Origin of the sequence: Thiorhodovibrio winogradskyi (assembly GCF_036208045.1) — a bacterium.
GTDB lineage: Bacteria > Pseudomonadota > Gammaproteobacteria > Chromatiales > Chromatiaceae > Thiorhodovibrio > Thiorhodovibrio winogradskyi.
In genome coordinates this window covers 3041983-3061805 of record NZ_CP121472.1, presented here as the reverse complement: position 1 = coordinate 3061805, position 19823 = coordinate 3041983, and the positions used below count along the sequence as shown (strand labels likewise).

The 19823-nt window shown below is 60.8% G+C and carries 15 protein-coding genes; 4 read left to right on the top strand and 11 right to left on the bottom strand.

Annotation, left to right across the window (positions count from 1 at the left end):
* Positions 1–413 precede the first annotated feature (413 nt).
* Positions 414–2096: a tetrathionate reductase family octaheme c-type cytochrome gene (locus Thiowin_RS13865; RefSeq protein ID WP_328983597.1), complete on the top strand. Its 1683-nt coding sequence runs from the start codon at positions 414–416 to the stop codon at positions 2094–2096.
* Positions 2096–2749 carry a cytochrome b/b6 domain-containing protein gene (locus Thiowin_RS13860; RefSeq protein WP_328983596.1) on the top strand — a complete coding sequence of 218 codons (654 nt, stop codon included), beginning with the start codon at positions 2096–2098 and terminating at the stop codon, positions 2747–2749. Before Thiowin_RS13865 ends, Thiowin_RS13860 begins: the two co-directional genes overlap by 1 nt.
* A 43-nt stretch (positions 2750–2792) precedes the next feature.
* Here Thiowin_RS13860 and Thiowin_RS13855 read toward each other — a convergent pair whose 3' ends face one another.
* The 4 genes from Thiowin_RS13855 to Thiowin_RS13840 form a co-directional block, all read right to left on the bottom strand.
* Positions 2793–3608 (bottom strand): uroporphyrinogen-III synthase, encoded by an 816-nt coding sequence (locus Thiowin_RS13855; protein WP_328983595.1) that lies wholly within the window; start codon positions 3606–3608, stop codon positions 2793–2795.
* Positions 3605–4531, bottom strand: a complete 927-nt coding sequence (gene hemC / locus Thiowin_RS13850) for a hydroxymethylbilane synthase (RefSeq protein WP_328983594.1) — start codon at positions 4529–4531, stop codon at positions 3605–3607. Before hemC ends, Thiowin_RS13855 begins: the two co-directional genes overlap by 4 nt.
* A 107-nt stretch (positions 4532–4638) precedes the next feature.
* Complete coding sequence (locus Thiowin_RS13845) at positions 4639–5373, bottom strand: LytR/AlgR family response regulator transcription factor (RefSeq protein WP_328983593.1); 735 nt, start codon at positions 5371–5373, stop codon at positions 4639–4641.
* Entirely contained in the window at positions 5370–6539 is a 1170-nt protein-coding gene (locus Thiowin_RS13840; protein WP_328983592.1) for a sensor histidine kinase, read from the bottom strand. Before Thiowin_RS13840 ends, Thiowin_RS13845 begins: the two co-directional genes overlap by 4 nt.
* 114 nt (positions 6540–6653) lie before the next feature.
* Here Thiowin_RS13840 and argH point away from each other — a divergent pair, with 114 nt between their 5' ends.
* Positions 6654–8069, top strand: coding sequence for an argininosuccinate lyase (argH, locus tag Thiowin_RS13835; RefSeq protein ID WP_328983591.1), 1416 nt, complete (start codon positions 6654–6656; stop codon positions 8067–8069).
* Positions 8070–8176: 107 nt separating this feature from the next.
* Here argH and Thiowin_RS13830 read toward each other — a convergent pair whose 3' ends face one another.
* The 4 genes from Thiowin_RS13830 to Thiowin_RS13815 all read right to left on the bottom strand — a co-directional run bounded on the left by Thiowin_RS13830 (position 8177) and on the right by Thiowin_RS13815 (position 14755).
* Positions 8177–9262 (bottom strand): hypothetical protein, encoded by a 1086-nt coding sequence (locus tag Thiowin_RS13830; protein ID WP_328983590.1) that lies wholly within the window; start codon positions 9260–9262, stop codon positions 8177–8179.
* A 65-nt stretch (positions 9263–9327) separates the two neighbouring features.
* On the bottom strand, positions 9328–10413 hold the full coding sequence (locus tag Thiowin_RS13825; RefSeq protein ID WP_328983589.1) for a hypothetical protein: 1086 nt from the start codon (positions 10411–10413) through the stop codon (positions 9328–9330).
* An 86-nt stretch (positions 10414–10499) separates the two neighbouring features.
* Positions 10500–11864 (bottom strand): 2-oxoglutarate dehydrogenase complex dihydrolipoyllysine-residue succinyltransferase, encoded by a 1365-nt coding sequence (odhB, locus tag Thiowin_RS13820; protein WP_328983588.1) that lies wholly within the window; start codon positions 11862–11864, stop codon positions 10500–10502.
* Complete coding sequence (locus Thiowin_RS13815) at positions 11861–14755, bottom strand: 2-oxoglutarate dehydrogenase E1 component (RefSeq protein WP_328983587.1); 2895 nt, start codon at positions 14753–14755, stop codon at positions 11861–11863. Before Thiowin_RS13815 ends, odhB begins: the two co-directional genes overlap by 4 nt.
* 316 nt (positions 14756–15071) lie before the next feature.
* On the opposite strand from Thiowin_RS13815, the gene Thiowin_RS13810 reads away from it, so the two are divergent.
* Entirely contained in the window at positions 15072–15308 is a 237-nt protein-coding gene (locus Thiowin_RS13810) for a hypothetical protein (protein WP_328983586.1), read from the top strand.
* A gap of 119 nt (positions 15309–15427) precedes the next feature.
* Here the strand turns inward: Thiowin_RS13810 and Thiowin_RS13805 are convergent, their stop codons facing one another.
* The 3 genes from Thiowin_RS13805 to glmU form a co-directional block, all read right to left on the bottom strand.
* A complete protein-coding gene (locus Thiowin_RS13805; protein ID WP_328983585.1) occupies positions 15428–16153 on the bottom strand; it encodes a flagellar brake protein in 726 nt (241 codons plus the stop codon).
* A gap of 280 nt (positions 16154–16433) precedes the next feature.
* The gene (glmS, locus tag Thiowin_RS13800) at positions 16434–18266 is read right to left on the bottom strand and encodes a glutamine--fructose-6-phosphate transaminase (isomerizing) (RefSeq protein ID WP_328983584.1); all 1833 of its coding nucleotides are present in this window, start codon (positions 18264–18266) and stop codon (positions 16434–16436) included.
* A 159-nt stretch (positions 18267–18425) separates the two neighbouring features.
* Entirely contained in the window at positions 18426–19790 is a 1365-nt protein-coding gene (glmU, locus tag Thiowin_RS13795; protein WP_328983583.1) for a bifunctional UDP-N-acetylglucosamine diphosphorylase/glucosamine-1-phosphate N-acetyltransferase GlmU, read from the bottom strand.
* Positions 19791–19823 lie beyond the last annotated feature (33 nt).

Sequence of the window (19823 nt, the reverse complement as noted above, 5' to 3'; positions counted from 1 at the left end):
GGCCTCAGGCTGTTGAGGGTTGATGGAACAATAAAAAAAATATTAACCAGAACCTGATGTTCCCAGAACCTATTTTGGCAAGGATCTTGTTCCGCAAAACCGCCGCGGATGCGAGGCAGGAGGGGGATGCCTGTGCGGCCCCATGCTCTGGCACCTCGGCTGTCGCCTTGCGGCTATTCTAACTCAAAGTATTGGATATGTTGACCAGATTGGCGAGAAGAGAATGGGTGTTTTGCCAACTGCCTAACAGTCTGTCTTTTGGTCGATCGACGGCGGCCATTTCCGGATCAATTGCGCGAAATCACAGACAAATAACCGCTGTTCGCCGATGCTGTCCGCTTGGTGGGGCGCGCCGGCTGGTTAGCCGGATATCCTACCGCGGCCCACGCCCGTCTTGTCTCGGAGTCGATGGCATGCAACAGATCGCGATGATTTTTTCCTTACCGCTGCTGACAATGACCCTGCCAGCCATCCTGGCGATAAACCTGATAGTTGGTTTCGGCGTCTTCGACGCTCAGGCGCGTGACACCTGGCCGACGCCGCCAATTAATCCTGATCGCTCAGCGCAAATCTCAGGTCCCCTGCAAGGCGGCACCGCCGACCATGGCAAATTCCCGGAACTCAAGGGGCCCTTCGCGACTGGCTCGGATGTGACCAAGGCCTGTCTTGGCTGCCATACCGAGACGGGTCAGCATTTCATGAAGAATATTCATTGGACCTGGTCCTATGTGAACCCCGACACCGGCCAGCAACTGGGCAAGCGGTACTTGATCAACAATTTCTGCACTAACTCGCGTGGTAACGAGGGCATGTGTGCCCAGTGTCACGCCGGCTATGGCTGGAAGGACGAGCAGTTCGACTTCACCGACGAGACCAAGATTGACTGTTTGGTCTGTCATGAGACCACCGGCAACTATTACAAAACGCCCAACAGCGCCGGCAATGCCGCCTGCTCGGTCATGTTTGAGGGCAAGCCGCCGCTTGACTTGGCGGCAGCGGCGCGGAGTGTTGATTTACCCCAGCGCGCCAATTGCGGAACCTGCCATTTTTATGGCGGTGGTGGTGACAATGTGAAGCACGGTGATCTTTCAAGTGCCTTGAAAGAACCGCCGCGCACGCTCGATGTGCACATGGGTGTCGATGGGTTGAACTTTGCTTGCACGGCTTGTCATGTGACCGATCAGCATGTTTGGGCGGGCAGTCGCTATCAGGTCATTTCCAAGGACAAGCAGGGGACGGGCCAGCCTGGACTACGACCCGATGTCGCGACCTGCGAGTCCTGCCATGGGCTGGCGCCGCATCCGGTCAATTCACTGACTAATTTCAAGCTCAACGACCATGTGCAGAGTGTCGCCTGTCAAACCTGCCATATCCCGAAAATCGCGCGCGGCGGGGTGGCGACCATTGTTGACTGGGATTGGCGCACGGCTGGCAAAACCCGCGATGGCGAGGGCTATCACGAGGAAGGCTATATCCAGGGCAATGGCGTGCATCGCTATACCTACAAATCCATCAAGGGCGATTTCACCTACGATGAGAACATGGTGCCGGAGTATGCCTGGTTCGATGGCCAGATGCTCTACACCACCATCGATACGGAGTTCGATCCCAATGCCGAGTTCATAGAGATCAATGGCTTCAGCGGCTCGCGCGATGATCCCGACTCCCGAATTTGGCCCTTTAAACGCATGCATACCTGGCAGCCTTATGATAAGGGCCGTGGCACCCTGGTCTATGCGAGCCTGTGGGGCGAGGATGAGACTGCGTTTTGGGGCAATTACGACATGGGCGCGGCTATCGCCAAGGGGATGGCCGATTTTGGGCTGGACTACTCGGGGGAGTTCGGCTTTATCGAAACTCTGTCATGGTGGCCCATCACCCACATGGTCGCACCCAAGGAGAACGCTCTGGACTGCCGCGACTGCCATCAGCCCAAAAACAGCCGACTGGCCTCGGTGGAAGGGATTTACCTGCCCGGGCGGGATCATAATGACTTGCTCAATATTCTCGGCACCCTGCTGGTCGGGGGCACCCTGGCAGGCATCATCATCCATGCTCTGATTCGCATTTTCTCACCCAAGGGAGCACATCACTGATGGCCATGCATCGGGTCAAAATCTTTAGTCTTTTCGAGCGCTTCTGGCACTGGGCGCAAATGATATTAATCCTGGTGTTGCTGATGACAGGTTTTGGGGTGCACGGCTTTCACGATCTAATGAGCTTCGGGACCGCCGTGACCTTGCATACCAGCGCGGCTGTCACCCTGCTGCTGTTGTGGGCCTTTAGCGTGTTTTGGTTATTTACCACTCGCTCATGGCGTCATTTCATTCCGACCTGGCAGGGGATGTGGGGTGTGATGCGCTACTATGCCTATGGTATTTTCAAGGGCGAGCGCCACCCCTATCGCAAAGCGTATTGGCGCAAGCACAATCCGCTGCAGGCACTCGCTTATCTGATGCTGAAAATCGTGCTTTTTCCAGCGATCTGGATCACTGGATTGTTGTATTTATTCTATTTCGCTTGGCACAACCTGCCAGGGGCGCCGCTCTGGCTCAATGGTATCGCCCAGGTGCATACGGCAGCCGCCTTTATGATTCTGGCGTTTGTGCTTATCCATGTGTATCTGCTGACTACCGGGCATTCCTTCCGCGAACATGTCATGCCCATGGTCACGGGTTTTGATGAGGTGGACCTCAGCCCCGAGGAAGAAGCCTATCTGCGCAAGGACCAGCCGGGAGATATTCGGTAGCTGCAAGTTGGCGTGCCTGGAATGGTTCCAGGCCGCGGGCTTCTCAGCGCGGCGCGCGCTGAACTAGTCGGCATAGGGCATCGATGAGCGCCGGGTCGCTTGATTCCGATGCCACGGCCACGGTGCGAAAGCCAAGTTCCATCGCTCTGGCCGCGGTGCGATTGCTGTAAACGGCCAATGGCAGGGTGCGTAGCCAAGAATGCTCGGACTCGGGAACCAGGCGGTGCAGATTATTGAGCACCTCGTCGCTGGTGGCGGTGAGCAGATCGAGCTTGTCATGCCAAGCTGGGATTTGATCCGTGGCGTCACTCTCGGGTAAACCGCGACAATAGACCTCTGCGTAAACGACTTCTGCCCCGCGTTGCCTTAGGGTGTCGCCGAGCATGGGGCGACCACCTTCTCCGCGCACAATCAGGATGCGATCTCCGCGCACATTCGTGAGTTCAGGCAGTTCAAGCAAGCCCTCGCTGTCGAAGTGCTGACTGGGGACTAAATCGGGCGGGCGCCCCGCGTCGTCCAAGGCCGCGGCGGTCGCCGCGCCGACGGCGGCGATCAGTGGGCCGGCGGGAGGTGGCGCCGGGAGTTGTCCGTTGGGCAGCAGTGTTCGCGCGAAATTGACCGCGTTGCGGCTGATGAAAATCATCAGGTTCCAAGGCTCGCGCATCCGGTCCTGAGCCTTGCTGGCATGGACCGATGGGCGAATCTTGACGGTTGGAAAGAGCAGCGCCGCGCCGTTGGCCAGTTGGATCAGATCGCACAGATGCGCTGCTTGCTCCGCCGGACGCGTGACCAGAATGGTCTGGCCCTTTAGATCGCAGGGAATCTCGCCGGGTTTCGGGGTTTGGGCAGAGGTTGTCATTCTTCGGACAGTGCGCTAAGAATCTCATCGGCGCCCTGGGCGAGTAGCGATTCCGCTACCCGGCGTCCCATGGCCTCGGCTTGCTCGGGGGCGGCGCGTTCCTCGGCGCGCAGAATGCGTTGACCATCGGGCGTGCCGACCAGACCGCGCAGGTACAGCTGCCCGTCCTGGTGAATGGCATGGCCGGCGATGGGAACCTGACAGCCGCCGTCAAGGCGCTCGTTCATTGCGCGCTCCGCCAGGACGCGCTCGGCAGTGTTTTGGTGATGCAGGGGGGCGATCAGGGCATTGACGCGCTCATCCTGGCTGCGGCACTCGATACCAATGGCTCCCTGGCCGATGGCGGGCAGACTTTCCTCCGGCGGCAAGACAGCACGAATGCGCGCGCCAAAGTCCAGGCGAATCAAACCCGCGGCCGCGAGAATAATGGCGTCATAAAGGCCCTCATCGAGCTTGGCCAGCCGGGTATTGACATTGCCTCGCAGCGGCTCGATGCGCAAATCCGGTCGCCGGGCCGTGAGCTGACATTGGCGCCTGAGACTGGACGTGCCCACGCAGGCACCCTGGGGCAAGTCGTCAATGCCCGCGAAGGTATGAGACACAAAGGCATCGTGGGGATTCTCGCGCTCTAGAATGGCTGCCAGGTGCAGCCCGTCGGGAAAACCGACTGGGACATCTTTCATTGAATGCACGGCGATGTCCGCATCGCCATCAAGCATGCCTTGCTCGAGCTCTTTCACGAACAGTCCCTTGCCGCCGACCTTGGCCAGGGGCGCATCAAGCAGCTTGTCGCCGCGGGTGGTCATGCCGATGATTTCAACCCTGAGTTCCGGGTAGAGCCGTCCGAGGGCGGCAGTGACATGTTCGGCCTGCCACATGGCAAGCGGGGATTTGCGGGTAGCGATTTTCAGAGTCTCGGTCATGACAGGAGGGATCCGATGCAAAAGGGCAAGAAAAAATAATGGGAGTGAACTACAGGGAGTGAAGTATAGCGACTCGCGCGGGGCGACCGCAGCGATAATCCTTATTTTCAGTTTGCGCGCAGAAAGCGGCGCACGTTCGGCAGGTGACGGCGGCTGACGGGTAGGCGCTGATCGGTTCCATCGAGTATGGCAAAAATGCCGCCATCCGGGCTTTTCTCAAGTCCGATCAGGCGTCGGGCGCACACTAGAATGCTGCGGTGAATGCGCAGAAAGCGCTCGGGAAACTCCTGCTCCAGGGTTTTCAGGGATTCATCCAGCAGCATTTTGCCGCGGCCATGATAGACGGTGACGTATTTCTGCTCGGCTTGCAGAAAAAGGATGTCCTCAATGGCCACTGTCTGCACTCCTCCCCGGTATTGGGCGCTCAGGTGGCGGCGCGGGGCTGACGGTGCCTCTTCCGCCGCTAGCTGCTGCTGTGCTTTGGTCGTGACCCGCAGTCGCTCGAGCGCCTCACGTAGCCGTTCACCACGCACTGGCTTGACCAAGTAATTGGCGACCTGATGCTCGAAGGCCTCGAGTGCATATTCTGGATAGGCCGTGATCAGAATCACCGCGGGCGGCGGACTGAGCCGAGCCAGATGCTCGGCAACGCTCAGTCCATCCATCCCGGGCATGCGAATGTCGAGCAGAACCAGGTCCGCGTTGGTTTCGATGCAGCGACGCAGCGCATCCGCGCCATTGTCCGCTTCCGCCGCTACCTGGTAGTGATCATCCAATTCCGCGATCAGGCGGCGCAGGCGCTCGCGTGCATGCGCTTCATCATCGACAAGGAGTATCTTCATGCCTGTCTCCATGGGTGGGGAAAGGCGAATCGCACTTGATATCTTTGGTCCCTGGCGCCGTGGCGCAGGCTGGCGGCGCCGGGGAACATGGCATCCAGTCGTTGACTGACATTGGCAATCGCCATGCGATGACCACGATGGCGGTTTCCAGCGGACTCTCCGGGCAGCGGCAGGCTGTTGTCGATGGTGACATGAATTTGCCCACGACGGTAGGTCGCGCCAATGCGAATGAAACCCGGATGCAAGGATGGATGAATCCCGTGGTAGACGGCGTTTTCAACCAGGGGTTGCAGAATCAGGGGCGGCAGTAGTGCCTCGCCAGGGACCTGATCGACATCCCAGTCGACTCGCATACGCGCTCCCAGGCGCAGCTGTTCGATGTTCAAATAACGTCGGGCAAGTTCGAATTCCTCGCCCAAGGTCGCGGACTCGGCATCCGTCGCAAGCGAGGCACGGAACAGGTCGGCCAAATCGAGCACTGTTTCCTCGGCGAGCTTGGGGTTGGTCCGCGTCAGGCTGGCGATGGTATTCATGCTATTGAACAAAAAATGCGGGCGAATCTTCGCCTGCAGGGTCTTGAAGCGCGCATTCGCGACCGCCTCCACTTGGGAACGCCATTGCTGATGTAAATAAAGGTAGCGCAAGAACAGGGCTCCGACGATAGCGCTGATGCAAAGCGTGCGTATCATGAGCCCGGCAAGTCCATCCTGGGGATAGAGCCCTTGAGCCATTTCTGGCGGAACCAGCAGCGCGGCGCCGGCAGTGATGGCGGCGCTCGAGCCGATGATCATGACCAGCGCGCCGAGTGCGCCAAGACGCGCATCGATGCGCCCCAAACTTGGCCGGGCGCCGCACAGCAAGGCCGCGGCAAGCAAGGCGATCAGCTGCACAAAGACTGACAAAGGCCCCATTCTGGTCCAGAATGTCGCAAGCGGCTGCGGGGACGTCAGGGTGATCAAGATCGCCAGCAGCTCGGCGTAGACCACCACTCCCAGCACCATGGGCAGGCTGCGGAAATCGGGCAGCAGATTGGCTCGCGCCGTCGGTTCGGAATCGCGCTTGGTTTCACTGGCGGACCTATGGCGCGCACCCCTGATGTCGTCCTTGCTCGGCCGGTTTGATGGGGATGTGCGTGTCCTGGTTTCCCCTGGCTTCTCGGATCTCATTTCGCATTGGTACCCATTCAGTAACCAAATCTCGCGCCTCTTGATGCGCGCGGATTTTCCGGTGGCCGCGCGCCGGATCTTCATTCTCGCTAATTCTCCCTTCTGGCGGATCTCATGCAGCAGACAGAGTTTACCCAAAAGCCCTGGGCAGGGCGTTTTAATGAACCAACGGATGTGTTTGTCGAGGCCTTTACCGCCTCGGTGGGCTTTGATCGCCGATTGTATCGGCAGGACATTCAGGGTTCTCAGGCGCATGCGCGCATGCTGGCTCGCCAGGGCATTTTAAGCGAGAGCGAATGCGCGGCCATTGTCGCTGGTCTTGAGCGCATCAAAACGCGCATTGAACAAAATAAGTTTAGCTGGTCTGTTCCGCTGGAAGATGTGCATATGAATATCGAGGCGGCCTTGACCGCCGAGATTGGCGATGCCGGCAAGCGGCTGCATACCGGGCGGTCGCGCAACGATCAGGTCGCCACCGACATTCGGCTGTGGCTGCGCGAGGAGGTCGACGAGATTAGCCACGCCATTCGCGCGCTGCAGCGGGTGCTGGTTGATCTGGCCGAGCGCGAGGCGGAGACCATCTTGCCCGGCTTTACTCACCTGCAGGCGGCGCAGCCGGTGACCTTTGGCCACCACATGATGGCTTGGTATGAGATGCTCGAGCGCGATCTCGAGCGTCTGCGCGACGCGCGCAAGCGCATTAACCTGATGCCGCTTGGGGCGGCCGCGCTGGCTGGGACCACCTATCCCATCGACCGCGACTATAGCGCGCAACTGCTTGGTTTTGACCGCCCGGCGGCGAACTCGCTCGATGCGGTTTCTGATCGGGATTTCGCCATCGAATTCAGCGCGGCAGCGGCTATTCTGAGCATGCATCTGTCGCGTTTTTCGGAAGAACTGATTATCTGGTCTTCGGCGCAGTTTGGCTTTATTACCCTCGCGGATGCCTTCTGCACCGGCTCCTCGATCATGCCGCAGAAAAAGAATCCTGACGTGCCCGAGCTCCTGCGTGGCAAGAGCGCCCGTGTCTTTGGTCACTTGATCGCCCTGCTCACACTGATGAAGGCGCAGCCGCTGGCCTATAACAAAGACAATCAAGAAGACAAGGAACCCCTGTTCGACATTGTCGATACCTTGCGCGGCGGGCTCAAGGTGTTTGCCGACATGATGGCGGCTTTGACCTGCGATCGCGCGCGCATGCGCGCGGCGGCCCTGCAAGGCTTTACCACGGCAACGGATCTGGCCGACTACCTGGTGCGCAAGGGCGTGGCTTTTCGCGATGCGCACGAGATCGTTGGGCGCGCGGTCGCGCTTGGGGTCAAGCGCGGCTGCGATCTGGCGGACATGAGCCTAGACGAGTTACGTGGCTTTTCCCCGGCGATTGGCGAGGATGTGTTCGCGATTCTGACGCTCGAAGGCTCGGTCGCCGCGCGTGATCACTTCGGCGGCACCGCGCCGCGCCAAGTGCGCGCGGCGGTGGCGCGGGCGCGTCAGGCGCTGGCGGCCAGTGAAACGCTAGAAGCGCCCTGAGCCTGCCCCGGCGATTGGTACAGGTGGGAGGTCGCGTCGGGGGCCAGGTGCAGTCAGTATTGCAGGCGCGCCCCCCCTTCCAGTCTCAGGTCTGGTTCAGGTCTGGTTCAAGTCTGTAGCCAGGGCAGCAGCCGCTCAAGCGTCTGCTCGATACCGGTCGGGACCACCGGCGGTTTGGCGTCCAGGCGGGCCTGTTCCAGCAGCGCCGCGATTGGCCCGGGAATGTCGCCGCGCGCGAGCTGTTCTGGCGCAATGACAGCCGCTGTCATCTGCTGGTGCAGCCAGTCGACCAGCGCTTGGGTTTCCGGCCAGCCATCACGCGGCACGTAGAGCACCGGAATGCCATGGCAGGCCGCTTCGCTAAAGCTGCCATAGCCCGGTTTGGTGATCATGGCATCGCAGGAGGCGAGCGCCTCGAGCATACCCGGGCCATTACCCCCAATGCGGCTGACCATGGGATTGTCGGCGAGCTTGGGATCAGCTGTTAGGAGGCGCAGGTGGGCGCGCTCCAGGGGGCCGGGATCGATATCCAGCGATCCGGTGCCACCAAATTGCATCAGAACCAGCCGCTGATCTTGCTCCAATCCCAGGCGCGCGCGCAGCCCTTGGGGATCGCGCGGGTGCAACTGTGCTAGGGGGCCGACGGCGATGGTATTGGGCAGCCAGGGCATGGGCATGGAGGGAGCCGGGCGGATGAAGAGTTCGGCCCCGGCATAAGCGCCGTGCAGGCGTTCCGCCAGTGCGCTGGAGAGCTGATCGCCAAGCGGGCTTTGGCGCAAAATATCCAGCCAGTTCAGAGAGCAGAGTCCCACTGCCGGGATGCCAAGCCGGCGCGCGGCATCCAGTGGGAGCCAGGGAATATCGGCCAGCACCAGATCCGGGCGCGCCTCGGCCAGCAAGGCCATCTGATGGCGCAGATGGTGGTCATAATCCGCCTCGAAGGCTTCATAGAGCGCGAGTCCCTGCTCCCACAGAACCGTTAGCGGTCCATCCATCGGCAGGGCGACATCGGCGGCATGGGCAATGAGCGCGACATCTCGCGGTAGACGGGCGCGCACCACCTCGGGCTTGAGGTTGCCCTGCAGGCTGATGCGCAGCCCGGGCAGATGTGCCTTCAAGGCATGAATGACAGGGGCAACCTGAGCCAGATGCCCATAGCCGTGCGCCGTGACGGCAAGGTAGAGATGGGCCATGGAAGGATCGCCTTGGCGGGATGGGGTGCCTGTGGACCAGGGTTTGGCGCGGAGTCTGGAGCGGATCAGTCCGGTGCCACTGAGTTGGGCGCGAGGCTCGGTTGTTCGTTATTTCGAGGATTGGCGCCTGGCTGCTCGCTGGGCGGCTGGCTGGGCACATCAAGCGCGTACTCGCGGCTAAAGAGTAGCTCGCCGACTGGAATCACCACCTGCACGCTGCGACGGATGGTCCCGGCATTGCAGGTTTCGCAGGCGCAGCTGTGAATCAGGGCCTTGAGCTTGGCGCCCTCGGGCGCGGCCGCCTCGATCGCGCGGAAACGCTCGAATTGCTCGGCGCTCAGATGCTTGGACTCATCGGTGTCGCAGTCAAGACTCTGGCCGTCGATGCACTGATCGCCATGGGTAATGTCGTCGAAGCGGATCTTCCGGTACCGCTCGAAGCTGTCTAGCGGTTGATAAGCGGCGGCGCGAATGGCGTCGAGAATTTCATCTTCCGGGAGCAGATTGAGTTTGAATCTGGCCTTGGCGTTGTCGTCCATGTGGTTCTCGACCCAAGCGGAAAGCTGCCTGGCGCGGCGCTGCTGGGATGCCTGCCGGCGTGCGGCGGACTGGGCCTTGTGTTTTTCCATATCGCGGTTGCGTTGCTCGGCAAGCTCGCGTGCCTGGTCGAGCTTCTCGGCCAGTGCGGCCTCAATGCGCTCGAGCGCATCCGTGGCGTCTCGTTCTGGCAGGGTCGGACTGTTTGCCTCTCCAGTCGGCAGGGCGGCACTGTAGTAGATCGCTGGCCAGTCCTTGCGGATAAAACGCTCGGGGGGTTGTTGCATCCAGTAAGCGATGTAGGCGTCAGCTTGCGCCTTCCACTCGGCTTGCTGCTGGACCCGAGCCTGCTCGTGAAGATAGGCGCACTTGATGCGCCAGCGCAGCCAGGCGCGGATATCTGGCGTGGCGGTCTCCGGCGGAGCCGGGTAGGTGCCGGGGCTGGGAAAAGGCGCCGTGAGGTCGGTCACGCCATGTTGTTCGGGGGCGAGCGCGAGGGCATTGCGTTCGTCGAGGTTTAACTCGCGCGGGTCAACCTCGGCAATGAGATCGCCATAGCAGTCGCAGCCGGCAAGAATGGCGGCAACGCGGTCGACTCGGATCATGACCTTCATTGGCGTCTTGGGTCCTCTGCAGAAGTCCGCTCGCGGGCAAGGGTTACCCTGGGCGTGGGAGAATGTCGGCGCTGGGCGTCGGTCAGCTAAAGATTCAGCAATAGCCGGGCCGGATCTTCGATGGCGTTTTTGATGGCGACCAAAAAGCGAACCGCATCGCGTCCATCAATCAGCCGATGATCGTAGGATAGCGCGAGATACATCATTGGGCGAATCTCGACGTGGCCCTTGATGGCGACCGGGCGCTCCTCGATCTTGTGCATCCCGAGGATGGCGCTCTGCGGTGGGTTGATGATGGGCGTTGACAACAGGGAGCCAAAGACCCCGCCGTTGGTGATGGAGAAGGTTCCGCCGGTGAGTTCCTCGAAGCTTAGGCTGCCATCACGGGCCTTGGCGCCAAAGCTGGCAATGCCAGTTTCAATGCCGGCTAGACTCAGGCGATCACAGTCGCGCAGGATGGGTACGACCAGCCCGCGCTCGGTGCTGACGGCGATGCCAATGTCGTAGAAGCCATGGTAGAGGATGTCATCGCCGTCGATGGTGGCATTGATGATCGGAAACTGCTGCAGTGCCGCGACCGCTGCCTTGACGAAAAAACCCATGATCCCCAGACGCACCTCGTGGCGCTGCTCGAAGTCAGTGCGATAGCGCTGGCGCAGGGCCATCACGGCGCTCATGTCGACCTGATTGAAGGTGGTCAGCGTCGCTGTTTGCCGCTGTGCCTCGAGCAGCCGCTCGGCGATGCGCGCGCGCAGCCGGGTCATTGGGACGCGCTGTTGCGGTCGCTGCTCGGACGAGGCAGTCTGCCGCGCCTGGTGGCTGCTTGTATCCTGTCCGGCTAACTCGGTGCTGAAGGCCGCGCGGTCAGCGTCTGTTTCAGGTTCGGCTGCCTCACGGCGGTCCAGCCAGGCCAGAACGTCGGCTTTATGAATACGCCCGTCGCGACCGCTGCCTGGAATTTCAGCAGCATCGAGCCCGAGCTCGGTGATTAGGCGCCGCGCGGCCGGCGCCATGAGCGCTTCCCGCGCTGGGGCTGCCGGGGCGGTTGATGGGGCGGCGGCGCCAGCAGGAGGCTGGTTCGCGCTTGGGGAAGCTGGGAGGGCTCCACCAGGTGCCGCGGAACTCGGTGAATCGGCTCCAGATTCTCCGGTATCAGGCGCATCGGCTCCGGCCTGCTGGCTTGCGGGCGACGCCGGCGCGCTCCTGTCGGTGGTTGTCTCCTCAATGCGCGCGAGCAGCCTGTCGGTGCTGACGGTTTCTCCGGCTTGGACCAGAATTTCACTCAGTAACCCGTCGCAGGGCGCTGGCACTTCCAGCACCACCTTGTCGGTTTCAAGCTCAAGCAGAATATCGTTCGCGCTTACTCTGTCGCCCGCGGCCTTGTGCCACTCGAGTACCGTGGCATCAGCGACCGACTCCGGAAGCGTGGGGACATGGACCTCTGTCGTCATGGTTGTGGAATGACCCGATCAATGTTGTGGTTCATGCTGGGGTTGACACGGCCCGTGAGTGCCTCGTCGATCAACCGCTGCTGCTGTTCGAGATGGATTGACCGATGGCCAACGGCGGGCGCCGCCGACGCGGGCCGGCCCACATAATAGACTTCTTTGCCGGCGCGGATGAGCGGTTGAAAGCGGTGTTTGATCTGATCCCAGGCGCCTTGGTTCTGCGCTTCCTCCTGGCACCAGATAAATTCATCGACATGGGCATAATCGGCCAGCGTGGCCGCGAAGTCCTCCTTGGGAAAGGGGTAGAGCTGCTCGACGCGAACAATGGCGACAGTTTCAAGCGCCCGGGTGTGGCGTTCCTCGAGCAGGTCGAAATACAGCTTGCCACTGCAAAAAATCACCCGTTCGATGGTGTCGCGCGGCAAGGGGTCGCATTCCGGGATGAGCGGCTGGAAGCGACCTTGACTGAGCTCCTCGAGCGCCGAGACCGCGAGGCGGTGGCGAAGCAAACTCTTGGGCGTCATGACAATCAGCGGGCGGCGATAGGGGCGCAGCATCTGTCGGCGCAGCAGGTGAAAAATCTGCGCGGGCGTGGTTGGCACGCACACCTGGATATTGTGTTCGGCGCAGAGCTGCAGGTAGCGTTCCAGTCGCGCCGAGGAGTGCTCGGCGCCCTGACCCTCGAGTCCGTGCGGGAGCAGCATCGTCAGGCCGCAGTGCAGACCCCACTTGGTGCCGGCGGAACAAATGAATTGGTCGATGACCACTTGGGCGCCATTGGCAAAGTCGCCGAACTGGGCCTCCCAGAGTGTCAGGGCATCGGGCTCGGCGGTCGCGAATCCGTACTCGAAGCCCAGGACCGCTTCCTCGGAGAGAATGGAGTCGATGGCGACAAAGGCACCCTGATCAGGGCTCAAATGCTGCAAAGGCGTGTAGTCATCGCCGCTCGCCTGGCAATGGATTTTCGCATGGCGGTGAAAAAAGGTTCCACGCCCGGCATCCTGTCCGCACAGACGCACCGGCATGCCCGCGTCGAGCAGGCTGGCATAGGCCATGTTCTCGGCGAAGCCCCAGTTGATGAGTTGTTCACCGGCCGCCATCTGGCGGCGCTCGGCCCAAATTTTGGCCACCCGCGCATGAAGTTTAAAGCCATCTGGCAGGCGCAGCAGGCGCTCGGCCAGAGCCTGCAGCTTGGGTAGCGGCAGGCCGGTCGCGCAGGGCGCTGTCCAGAGGGTGTCGGCAAAGCGGCGCCAGTTGGTGCGAAAGCCGTGATCCAGGTCACGGAGTACCTGGCGAGTCACAACCAGACCGTGATCGATGGTGTGGCGATAGTCGGCGATCATGGTGTCGGCTGCGTCGGCGGTCAGGATGCCGGCTGTGATCAGCTTCTTGGCGTAAATGGCGCGCGCCGTGGGGTGCTGACGAATCTTGCGGTACATCATGGGTTGTGTTACCGCGGGTTCATCGGCCTCGTTATGGCCAAGACGACGGTAGCAGACCAGATCGATGAAAGCATCGCGGCGAAATCTGTTGCGAAAATCCAGCGCCATGCGGGTGACAAAGATCACCGCCTCGGGATCATCGCCATTGACATGAAAGACCGGCCCCTGGACCATTTTCGCCACATCGGTGCAGTAGAGGGTCGAGCGGGTGTCGAGCGGGTTGCTGGTGGTGAAGCCAATCTGATTGTTGATAATGATGTGCACAGTGCCGCCTGTGCCATGGCTGCGCGTCTGAGACAGCTGCAAGGTCTCCATCACCACGCCCTGTCCGGCAAAGGCCGAATCGCCATGGATGAGCACCGGCAGCACCTGGCTGCCGTCACGGTCTCCGCGGCGTCGCTGGCGCGCACGCACGGAGCCCTGAATCACCGGGTCGATGATCTCCAGGTGGGAGGGATTAAAACCCAATGCCAGATGTACCGGCCCGCCTGGAGTGGCGACATCGGTGGCAAAGCCAAGATGGTATTTGACATCCCCGGCGCGCTGACCGGCCTTGAGCGCGACCCGGCCTTCAAACTCGGCAAAGATATCTTGTGGCGGTTTGCCGAAAATATTGGTCAGCACATTGAGCCGGCCGCGGTGAGCCATGCCGATGACAAGCTCGCGCACGCCGTCGCGCCCGGCGCGCTGGATGAGTTCATCGAGCAGTGGGATCAGCGCCTCACCGCCCTCGAGCGAGAAACGTTTCTGACCAACGTAGCGCCGGTGCAGGTGTTGTTCGATACCCTCGGCGGCGGTGAGCAATTGCAGTAGCCAGCGGCGGTCTTTCTTGGTGAGTTCCGGGCGCGCCTGGTAAGACTCGATGCGCTTTTGCACCCAACGCTTCTCGGGCGTGGTGGTAATGTGCATGTACTCACAGGCTACGTGACCACAATAGCTGCGTTTTAGCCTGGCGATGATATCGCGCAGCGTCAGTCGATCGGGGCCGTAAAGGGATCCGCTGTTAAAGACCTGTTCGAGGTCCGAATCCAGCAGCCCGTGATAGCTGGGTTCGAGGTCGGCGACTTCGGGTTGGGGGCGCAGACGCAGAGGGTCAAGATTGGCCAATTGATGCCCGCGACTGCGATAGGTATTGATTAACCTGAGAACCGCGGCCTGTTTTTCCGCGCTGACCTCGGTCGGGCGATCCAGGGTCTTGGTGGCTGGTGTGGCCGCGGGAGCTGGCCAATCCGAGAAGCCGGGCGCACCTGATACTTGTGGACGCTGCTCGCGCGCGCGCTGTGTTGAGAGGCTATCCCTCCCGCGTTCAGGCAGGGCATTGAAGCGCTCGCGCCAATCGGCCTGGATGCTGTGAGGATCGTGCAGGTAGCGCTCGTAGAGCTGTTCGATAAAAGCGGCATTACTGCCGTGAAAAGCAGAGGAGTCGTGAAAAAGCTCAAGGAGCGCGTTCATGCGTCGATCATTATCCGCTTGGGAGGCAAGAGCGGCTGATGTGTGGCCGCCGCAGTCCTTGTTGATATTTTCATATTCACAGGGGCAGGCGCCTTATGAAGAGGAGCCGCGCAGCGGCTCAAACAGCAGGAGTTCAGGAAACCTATGGCCCAGGGGTCGACTATAATGGCGATTGTACGCTTGGTGGGACGCCCTGTGCTGGCATGATCTGATGTTTTGCAATGCTGGCTCCGACTGTTTGTGATGACCCATGAGCGCATTGGCGCAAATGCCGTGCCTTTTACACCCAACCACAGTCTTCCCAAGGAGGGCCTTGATGAGCGAAAACACCCCCGCGATCCAAGAGAACCCCGATACGCGCGATGAGATTATCCGGCGGCGTTTGCTGATGATTCAACTCCAGTCCGATTTGGCCTATTTTCAAGCGCGCCTCGGTTTGATTGGCGAACCCAGAACCACCAATCAAGAAGCCCAGCGGCGCACTTTCAAGCTGCTTCACCAAGCCGTTGGTCAGCAGATGATCAAGGCACGCAAGAGCGGGGTCAAAGGCTAAAGGCGGGTGGTGCGGGGAGCGGAAACCGGCCAGACAGCTGTGTTCTGTGATCCTGCTAATCTGTGATCCTGCTAATCTGTGATCCTGCTAATCTGTGATCCTGCTAATCTGTGATCCTGCTAATCAATGGCGGCCAGTATCTGGCGTTGGAGTTCCATCACGGCCCGGGTGATAGTCTGGGCATCCTTGTTAGGCAGACGAAGAAACTCCAGGCCAAGAATCAACTCGCCATCGCCGCGCCCGGGGCGACTATTGCGCACTTCGGCATCGACGGTGACATCGAGAATCTTGGTCACCCGAATACGGGTCTTGCACAGCTTTGCCCCCTCTCTGAGCAGTGAGGCCGTCTTGCCGCTCACAATCATGCCAGCGCCGGTTGCGGAAAGATTTTCGAGAATGGCATCGAAGGAATGGCTTTCCACTTCGATATCCGTGTTTTCAATCTGGCCCGTGATGGTCGGCTTAAGCCGCGGCGGCAGGGTGGTCCGGAAGGCGCCGCGCCGCTGCAGTTGGTAGAGGGTGTCAGGATAAGGGATTTCGTAATAGCGCTCGCCATCCTCGACGATGGGGTTTAGCTCCTGGGTGCGAAACCAGCTATACAGAGAGGCGATGGTTCCGCTGATTTCAATCTCCTCTTCCTCTTCCAGCGTCGCACCGACCAGCCGAGGAAGGGCGTCGACCAGGAAGTATCTGGCGAAATGGTCGTTGTCGACCATCATGGTATCGGCCTTGATGTCACCAGCGGCTGTTGATAGGCGAAGTTTTCCCCGCGCCTTGAAGTGCTTGGTGATGATTTTGGCGATGACCTCGGGGTCGCTGATGCGATTGATGTTCTTGCTGTCCATAGTGAAACCGAGCGCTGGGGAGAACCGTGCTAGCTTGAATGGCGACTGGTCTCAAAGGTGCTTTTTGATTCCGCGCGCGATGATCCCTGAGTGCTAGGGAATAAGGCTACACTGCTGCGGCAGTGGCTTCAAGACGGTTCCAGCGACTCGGTGCTCTGGTGACGCACGAGCAAGGTGTATCCAGGTTTTCGGGATTTAGCGCGAAATGGTGGGGAATCCTTGTCGCCGCTGTCGAGTCAAGATCGCCTGAAAGGCTTTGCATGACTCCCGGTGCTCTTGGTTACTCGACGGTCACGGATTTGGCGAGATTGCGTGGCTGGTCAACATCCGTCCCCTTGAGCGCCGCGACATGGTAGGCCAGCAGCTGCATGGGGATGCTGAACACCAGCGGATCGATCAGATCATCGCTTTCCGGCAGGCGCAGCACATGCACACCCTCGGCCTGCTGCCATGCGACACTGTCGTCAGCAAACACATAGAGCTGACCACCACGCGCGCGCACTTCCTCAAGATTGGATTTCAGCTTCTCAAGCAGGGCATTGTTGGGGGCCACGGCAACCACCGGCATGTCTTCATCGATCAGCGCCAGTGGACCGTGCTTGAGTTCGCCGGCAGGATAGGCCTCGGCGTGAATGTAAGAAATCTCCTTGAGCTTGAGCGCCCCTTCCATCGCGATGGCATGTTGCTCGCCGCGTCCAAGAAAGAGGGTGTGATGCTTTTCAACAAAGTGCTGGGCCAGATCGGCGACGGCCTCGTCGATACTTAGTGCGCGTTCGATTTGAGCCGGCAGGGTGCGCAGTATTTCGACCGCATGGGCTTCACGTTCCGGGCTCAGACGGCGCTGATGTCCAAGCGCGAGCGCCAGCAGCAGCAAAGCCGCGAGCTGGGTGGTGAAGGCTTTGGTCGAGGCCACCCCGATCTCGGGGCCGGCGCGGGTGAGGAGTTGCAGCTCGGATTCGCGCACCAGGGAGCTTTCGGCGACATTGCAGATGGCGAGCGTGGCGAGATAGCCGCTTTGCTTGGCCATTTGCAGCGCGGCCAGGGTATCGGCGGTCTCGCCAGACTGGGAAATGCTGACAAAGAGGGATTGCTCAGGCACCACATGCTGACGGTAGCGATATTCGCTGGCCACTTCCACCTGGCAGTGAATGCCGGCGAGGGATTCAATCCAGTGCTTGGCCACCAATCCGGCATGAAAGCTGGTACCGCAGGCAATAATGGTGACCGAGCGAGTCTGGGCGAAGAGTGCCTCGGCCTGGGTGCCAAAGGCAGCGGCCAGGACGTGGTCGGCGCCAAGGCGTCCTTCAAGGGTTTCGGCAATGGCGCGGGGCTGCTCGAAAATCTCCTTTTGCATGAAGTGCCGGTAAGGCCCGCGCTCGGTGGCGTCGACCGACATGCTCGAGGTTCGTACCGGGCGCTCAACCTCCTGTCCGCTGGCATTCCAGATGCGCACCGAGGAGCGGGTCAGTTCGGCGAGGTCGCCGTCTTCGAGAAAAATAAAGCGATTGGTTACCGGTAGCAGGGCCGGCACATCGGAGGCGATGAAATGCTCCTGAAAGCCGATGCCGATGACCAGTGGGCTGCCAAGGCGGGCGGCGACAAGATGTTCGGGATCTTGGCGATCGATCACACCCAGGGCGTAGGCGCCATGGAGCTGCTTGACGCACGCGCGCACGGCATCGGTCAGGTCAAGGCCGCGCTCAAGCGCATCGTGAATGGCATGAACCACCACCTCGGTATCTGTCTGCGAGGTGAAACGATGCCCGGCGGCCTGTTGTTGCGCGCGCAGGCTTTCGTGGTTCTCGATGATGCCGTTGTGCACCAGGGCGCAGCGCTCGCGGCAAATGTGCGGATGGGCGTTGCGCTCCGATGGTTCGCCATGGGTGGCCCAGCGGGTGTGGGCAATCCCCAGGGTGCCGGGCAGGGAGCTTCCTGCTAGCGAATTGGCCAGCGCCGCGACCTTGCCGAGACAGCGCAGGCGCTTGAGTTCACCCTGCTCGGAGAGCACCGCGAGTCCGGCTGAGTCATAGCCGCGGTACTCGAGCCGTCGCAGGCCTTCGAGCAGAATATCAGCGACGGGTCGCTGGGCAATGGCGCCGACAATGCCGCACATGGATGTCACCTGATGTTGGAGCGGGAAAAACCCGAGGAGTCGTGGGGGTCAGGGTTCTGCCGCGATGATCTCTTGTCTTATACCGATGACCAGAAACTGGGCGCCCGTAATTGGTATCCGTAACCGGCTACCCGAAATGGGTCTCTGGAAGGCCTCCGGCTAGTCTTTCTTGCGTGGTCGCCGCCAGCCCTCAATGGTCTTTTGGGGCGCGCGGGTCAGACTCAGGGTGCCGGCGGGGGCCTCGCGCGCGATCACTGAACCGGCGCCGATGGTGGCGTCCGCGCCCACTTCGACCGGGGCGACCAGGGCGGTGTTGGAACCGATGAAGGCGCCGTCGCCAATTTTGGTCACATGCTTGTTGGCGCCATCATAATTGCAGGTGATGGTACCGGCGCCAATGTTCACCCGGCTGCCCAGTTCGGCATCGCCAATGTAGCTTAAGTGGTTGACCTTGGTGCCCTCGGCGATGCGGGATTTCTTCACCTCAACAAAATTGCCGATGTGGCAGTGATCGGCGATGTCGGCCTCTGGGCGCAGACGTGCGAAGGGGCCGATGCGCGCGCCGGCGCCGATGTGGGCGCCTTCGATCAGGCTGTTGGCAAAGACCTCGGTGCCAGCGCCAATTTCGCAGTCCTTGAGCAGGCAATTTGGCCCAATGCGCACATTGGCGCCCAAGCGGACCCGGCCCTCGACAATCAGGTTCACGTCCAGGGTCACATCGCGCTCGCAGATCAGGGTGCCGCGGATATCGAGCCGCGCTGGGTCGAGTACCGTGGTGCCCTGCAGCATCAGGGTTTCCGCCAGGCGGCGCTGGTGGTAGCGTTCGAGTTCGGCAAGTTGCAGCCGGTCGTTGACGCCCGCGACTTCCTGCGGCGCTTCGGGGTGGGTGGTGACCACTTCAATACCCTGTGCCGTGGCAAGCCCAATAACGTCGGTCAGATAGTATTCGCCCTGGACGTTGTTGTTGCCAATTTGCGTCAGCCATTCGCCAAGGCGACGGGCATCGGCCACGATAATGCCGGTGTTGATTTCCTGAATGCCGAGTTCGGCTTCACTGGCATCCTTGTGCTCAACGATGCGTAGCACATGGCCGCGTTTGTCGCGCACAATGCGGCCGTAGCCACTGGGGTCATCAAGATGCATGCTGATCAGCCCGAGCGCCGTGCCATTGCTGTCGGCCACCAGGCGATTTAGGGTCTCGGGCTCGATCAGGGGCACATCACCGTAGAGCACCAGGATGCGATCCATGCCCGCCATGCTGGGCATGGCTTGCAGGACGGCATGACCGGTGCCGAGTCGTTCGCTCTGTTCAACCCAGGTGCAGTTGGAGTCCGCCAGGGTCTTGGGAACAAGGTCGCCGCCATGACCATAAACGCAGCATATGCGCGCGGCACCGAGGGCTTCGGCGGCATCCAGCACATGGTGCAGAATGGGGCGGCCGGCCAGTGGATGCAGAACCTTTGGCAGGGCTGAGCGCATGCGCGTACCCTTGCCAGCGGCCAGGATGACGACTCCGAGTTTCATCTTGACAGCTGCTCCCCGTCTGAATTCATCGCG

Excerpts from the sequence above, each read along its gene's own strand:
- odhB (WP_328983588.1), bottom strand. The coding sequence starts at position 11,864 with ATGACGACAGAGGTCCATGTCCCCACGCTTCCGGAGTCGGTCGCTGAT.
- Thiowin_RS13830 (WP_328983590.1), bottom strand. The coding sequence starts at position 9,262 with ATGGCCCATCTCTACCTTGCCGTCACGGCGCACGGCTATGGGCATCTG.
- hemC (WP_328983594.1), bottom strand. The coding sequence starts at position 4,531 with ATGACCGAGACTCTGAAAATCGCTACCCGCAAATCCCCGCTTGCCATG.
- Thiowin_RS13825 (WP_328983589.1), bottom strand. The coding sequence starts at position 10,413 with ATGAAGGTCATGATCCGAGTCGACCGCGTTGCCGCCATTCTTGCCGGC.
- Thiowin_RS13815 (WP_328983587.1), bottom strand. The coding sequence starts at position 14,755 with ATGAACGCGCTCCTTGAGCTTTTTCACGACTCCTCTGCTTTTCACGGC.
- argH (WP_328983591.1), top strand. The coding sequence starts at position 6,654 with ATGCAGCAGACAGAGTTTACCCAAAAGCCCTGGGCAGGGCGTTTTAAT.
- Thiowin_RS13840 (WP_328983592.1), bottom strand. The coding sequence starts at position 6,539 with ATGAGATCCGAGAAGCCAGGGGAAACCAGGACACGCACATCCCCATCA.
- Thiowin_RS13845 (WP_328983593.1), bottom strand. The coding sequence starts at position 5,373 with ATGAAGATACTCCTTGTCGATGATGAAGCGCATGCACGCGAGCGCCTG.
- Thiowin_RS13855 (WP_328983595.1), bottom strand. The coding sequence starts at position 3,608 with ATGACAACCTCTGCCCAAACCCCGAAACCCGGCGAGATTCCCTGCGAT.
- Thiowin_RS13810 (WP_328983586.1), top strand. The coding sequence starts at position 15,072 with ATGAGCGAAAACACCCCCGCGATCCAAGAGAACCCCGATACGCGCGAT.
- Thiowin_RS13805 (WP_328983585.1), bottom strand. The coding sequence starts at position 16,153 with ATGGACAGCAAGAACATCAATCGCATCAGCGACCCCGAGGTCATCGCC.
- Thiowin_RS13865 (WP_328983597.1), top strand. The coding sequence starts at position 414 with ATGCAACAGATCGCGATGATTTTTTCCTTACCGCTGCTGACAATGACC.
- glmS (WP_328983584.1), bottom strand. The coding sequence starts at position 18,266 with ATGTGCGGCATTGTCGGCGCCATTGCCCAGCGACCCGTCGCTGATATT.
- Thiowin_RS13860 (WP_328983596.1), top strand. The coding sequence starts at position 2,096 with ATGGCCATGCATCGGGTCAAAATCTTTAGTCTTTTCGAGCGCTTCTGG.
- glmU (WP_328983583.1), bottom strand. The coding sequence starts at position 19,790 with ATGAAACTCGGAGTCGTCATCCTGGCCGCTGGCAAGGGTACGCGCATG.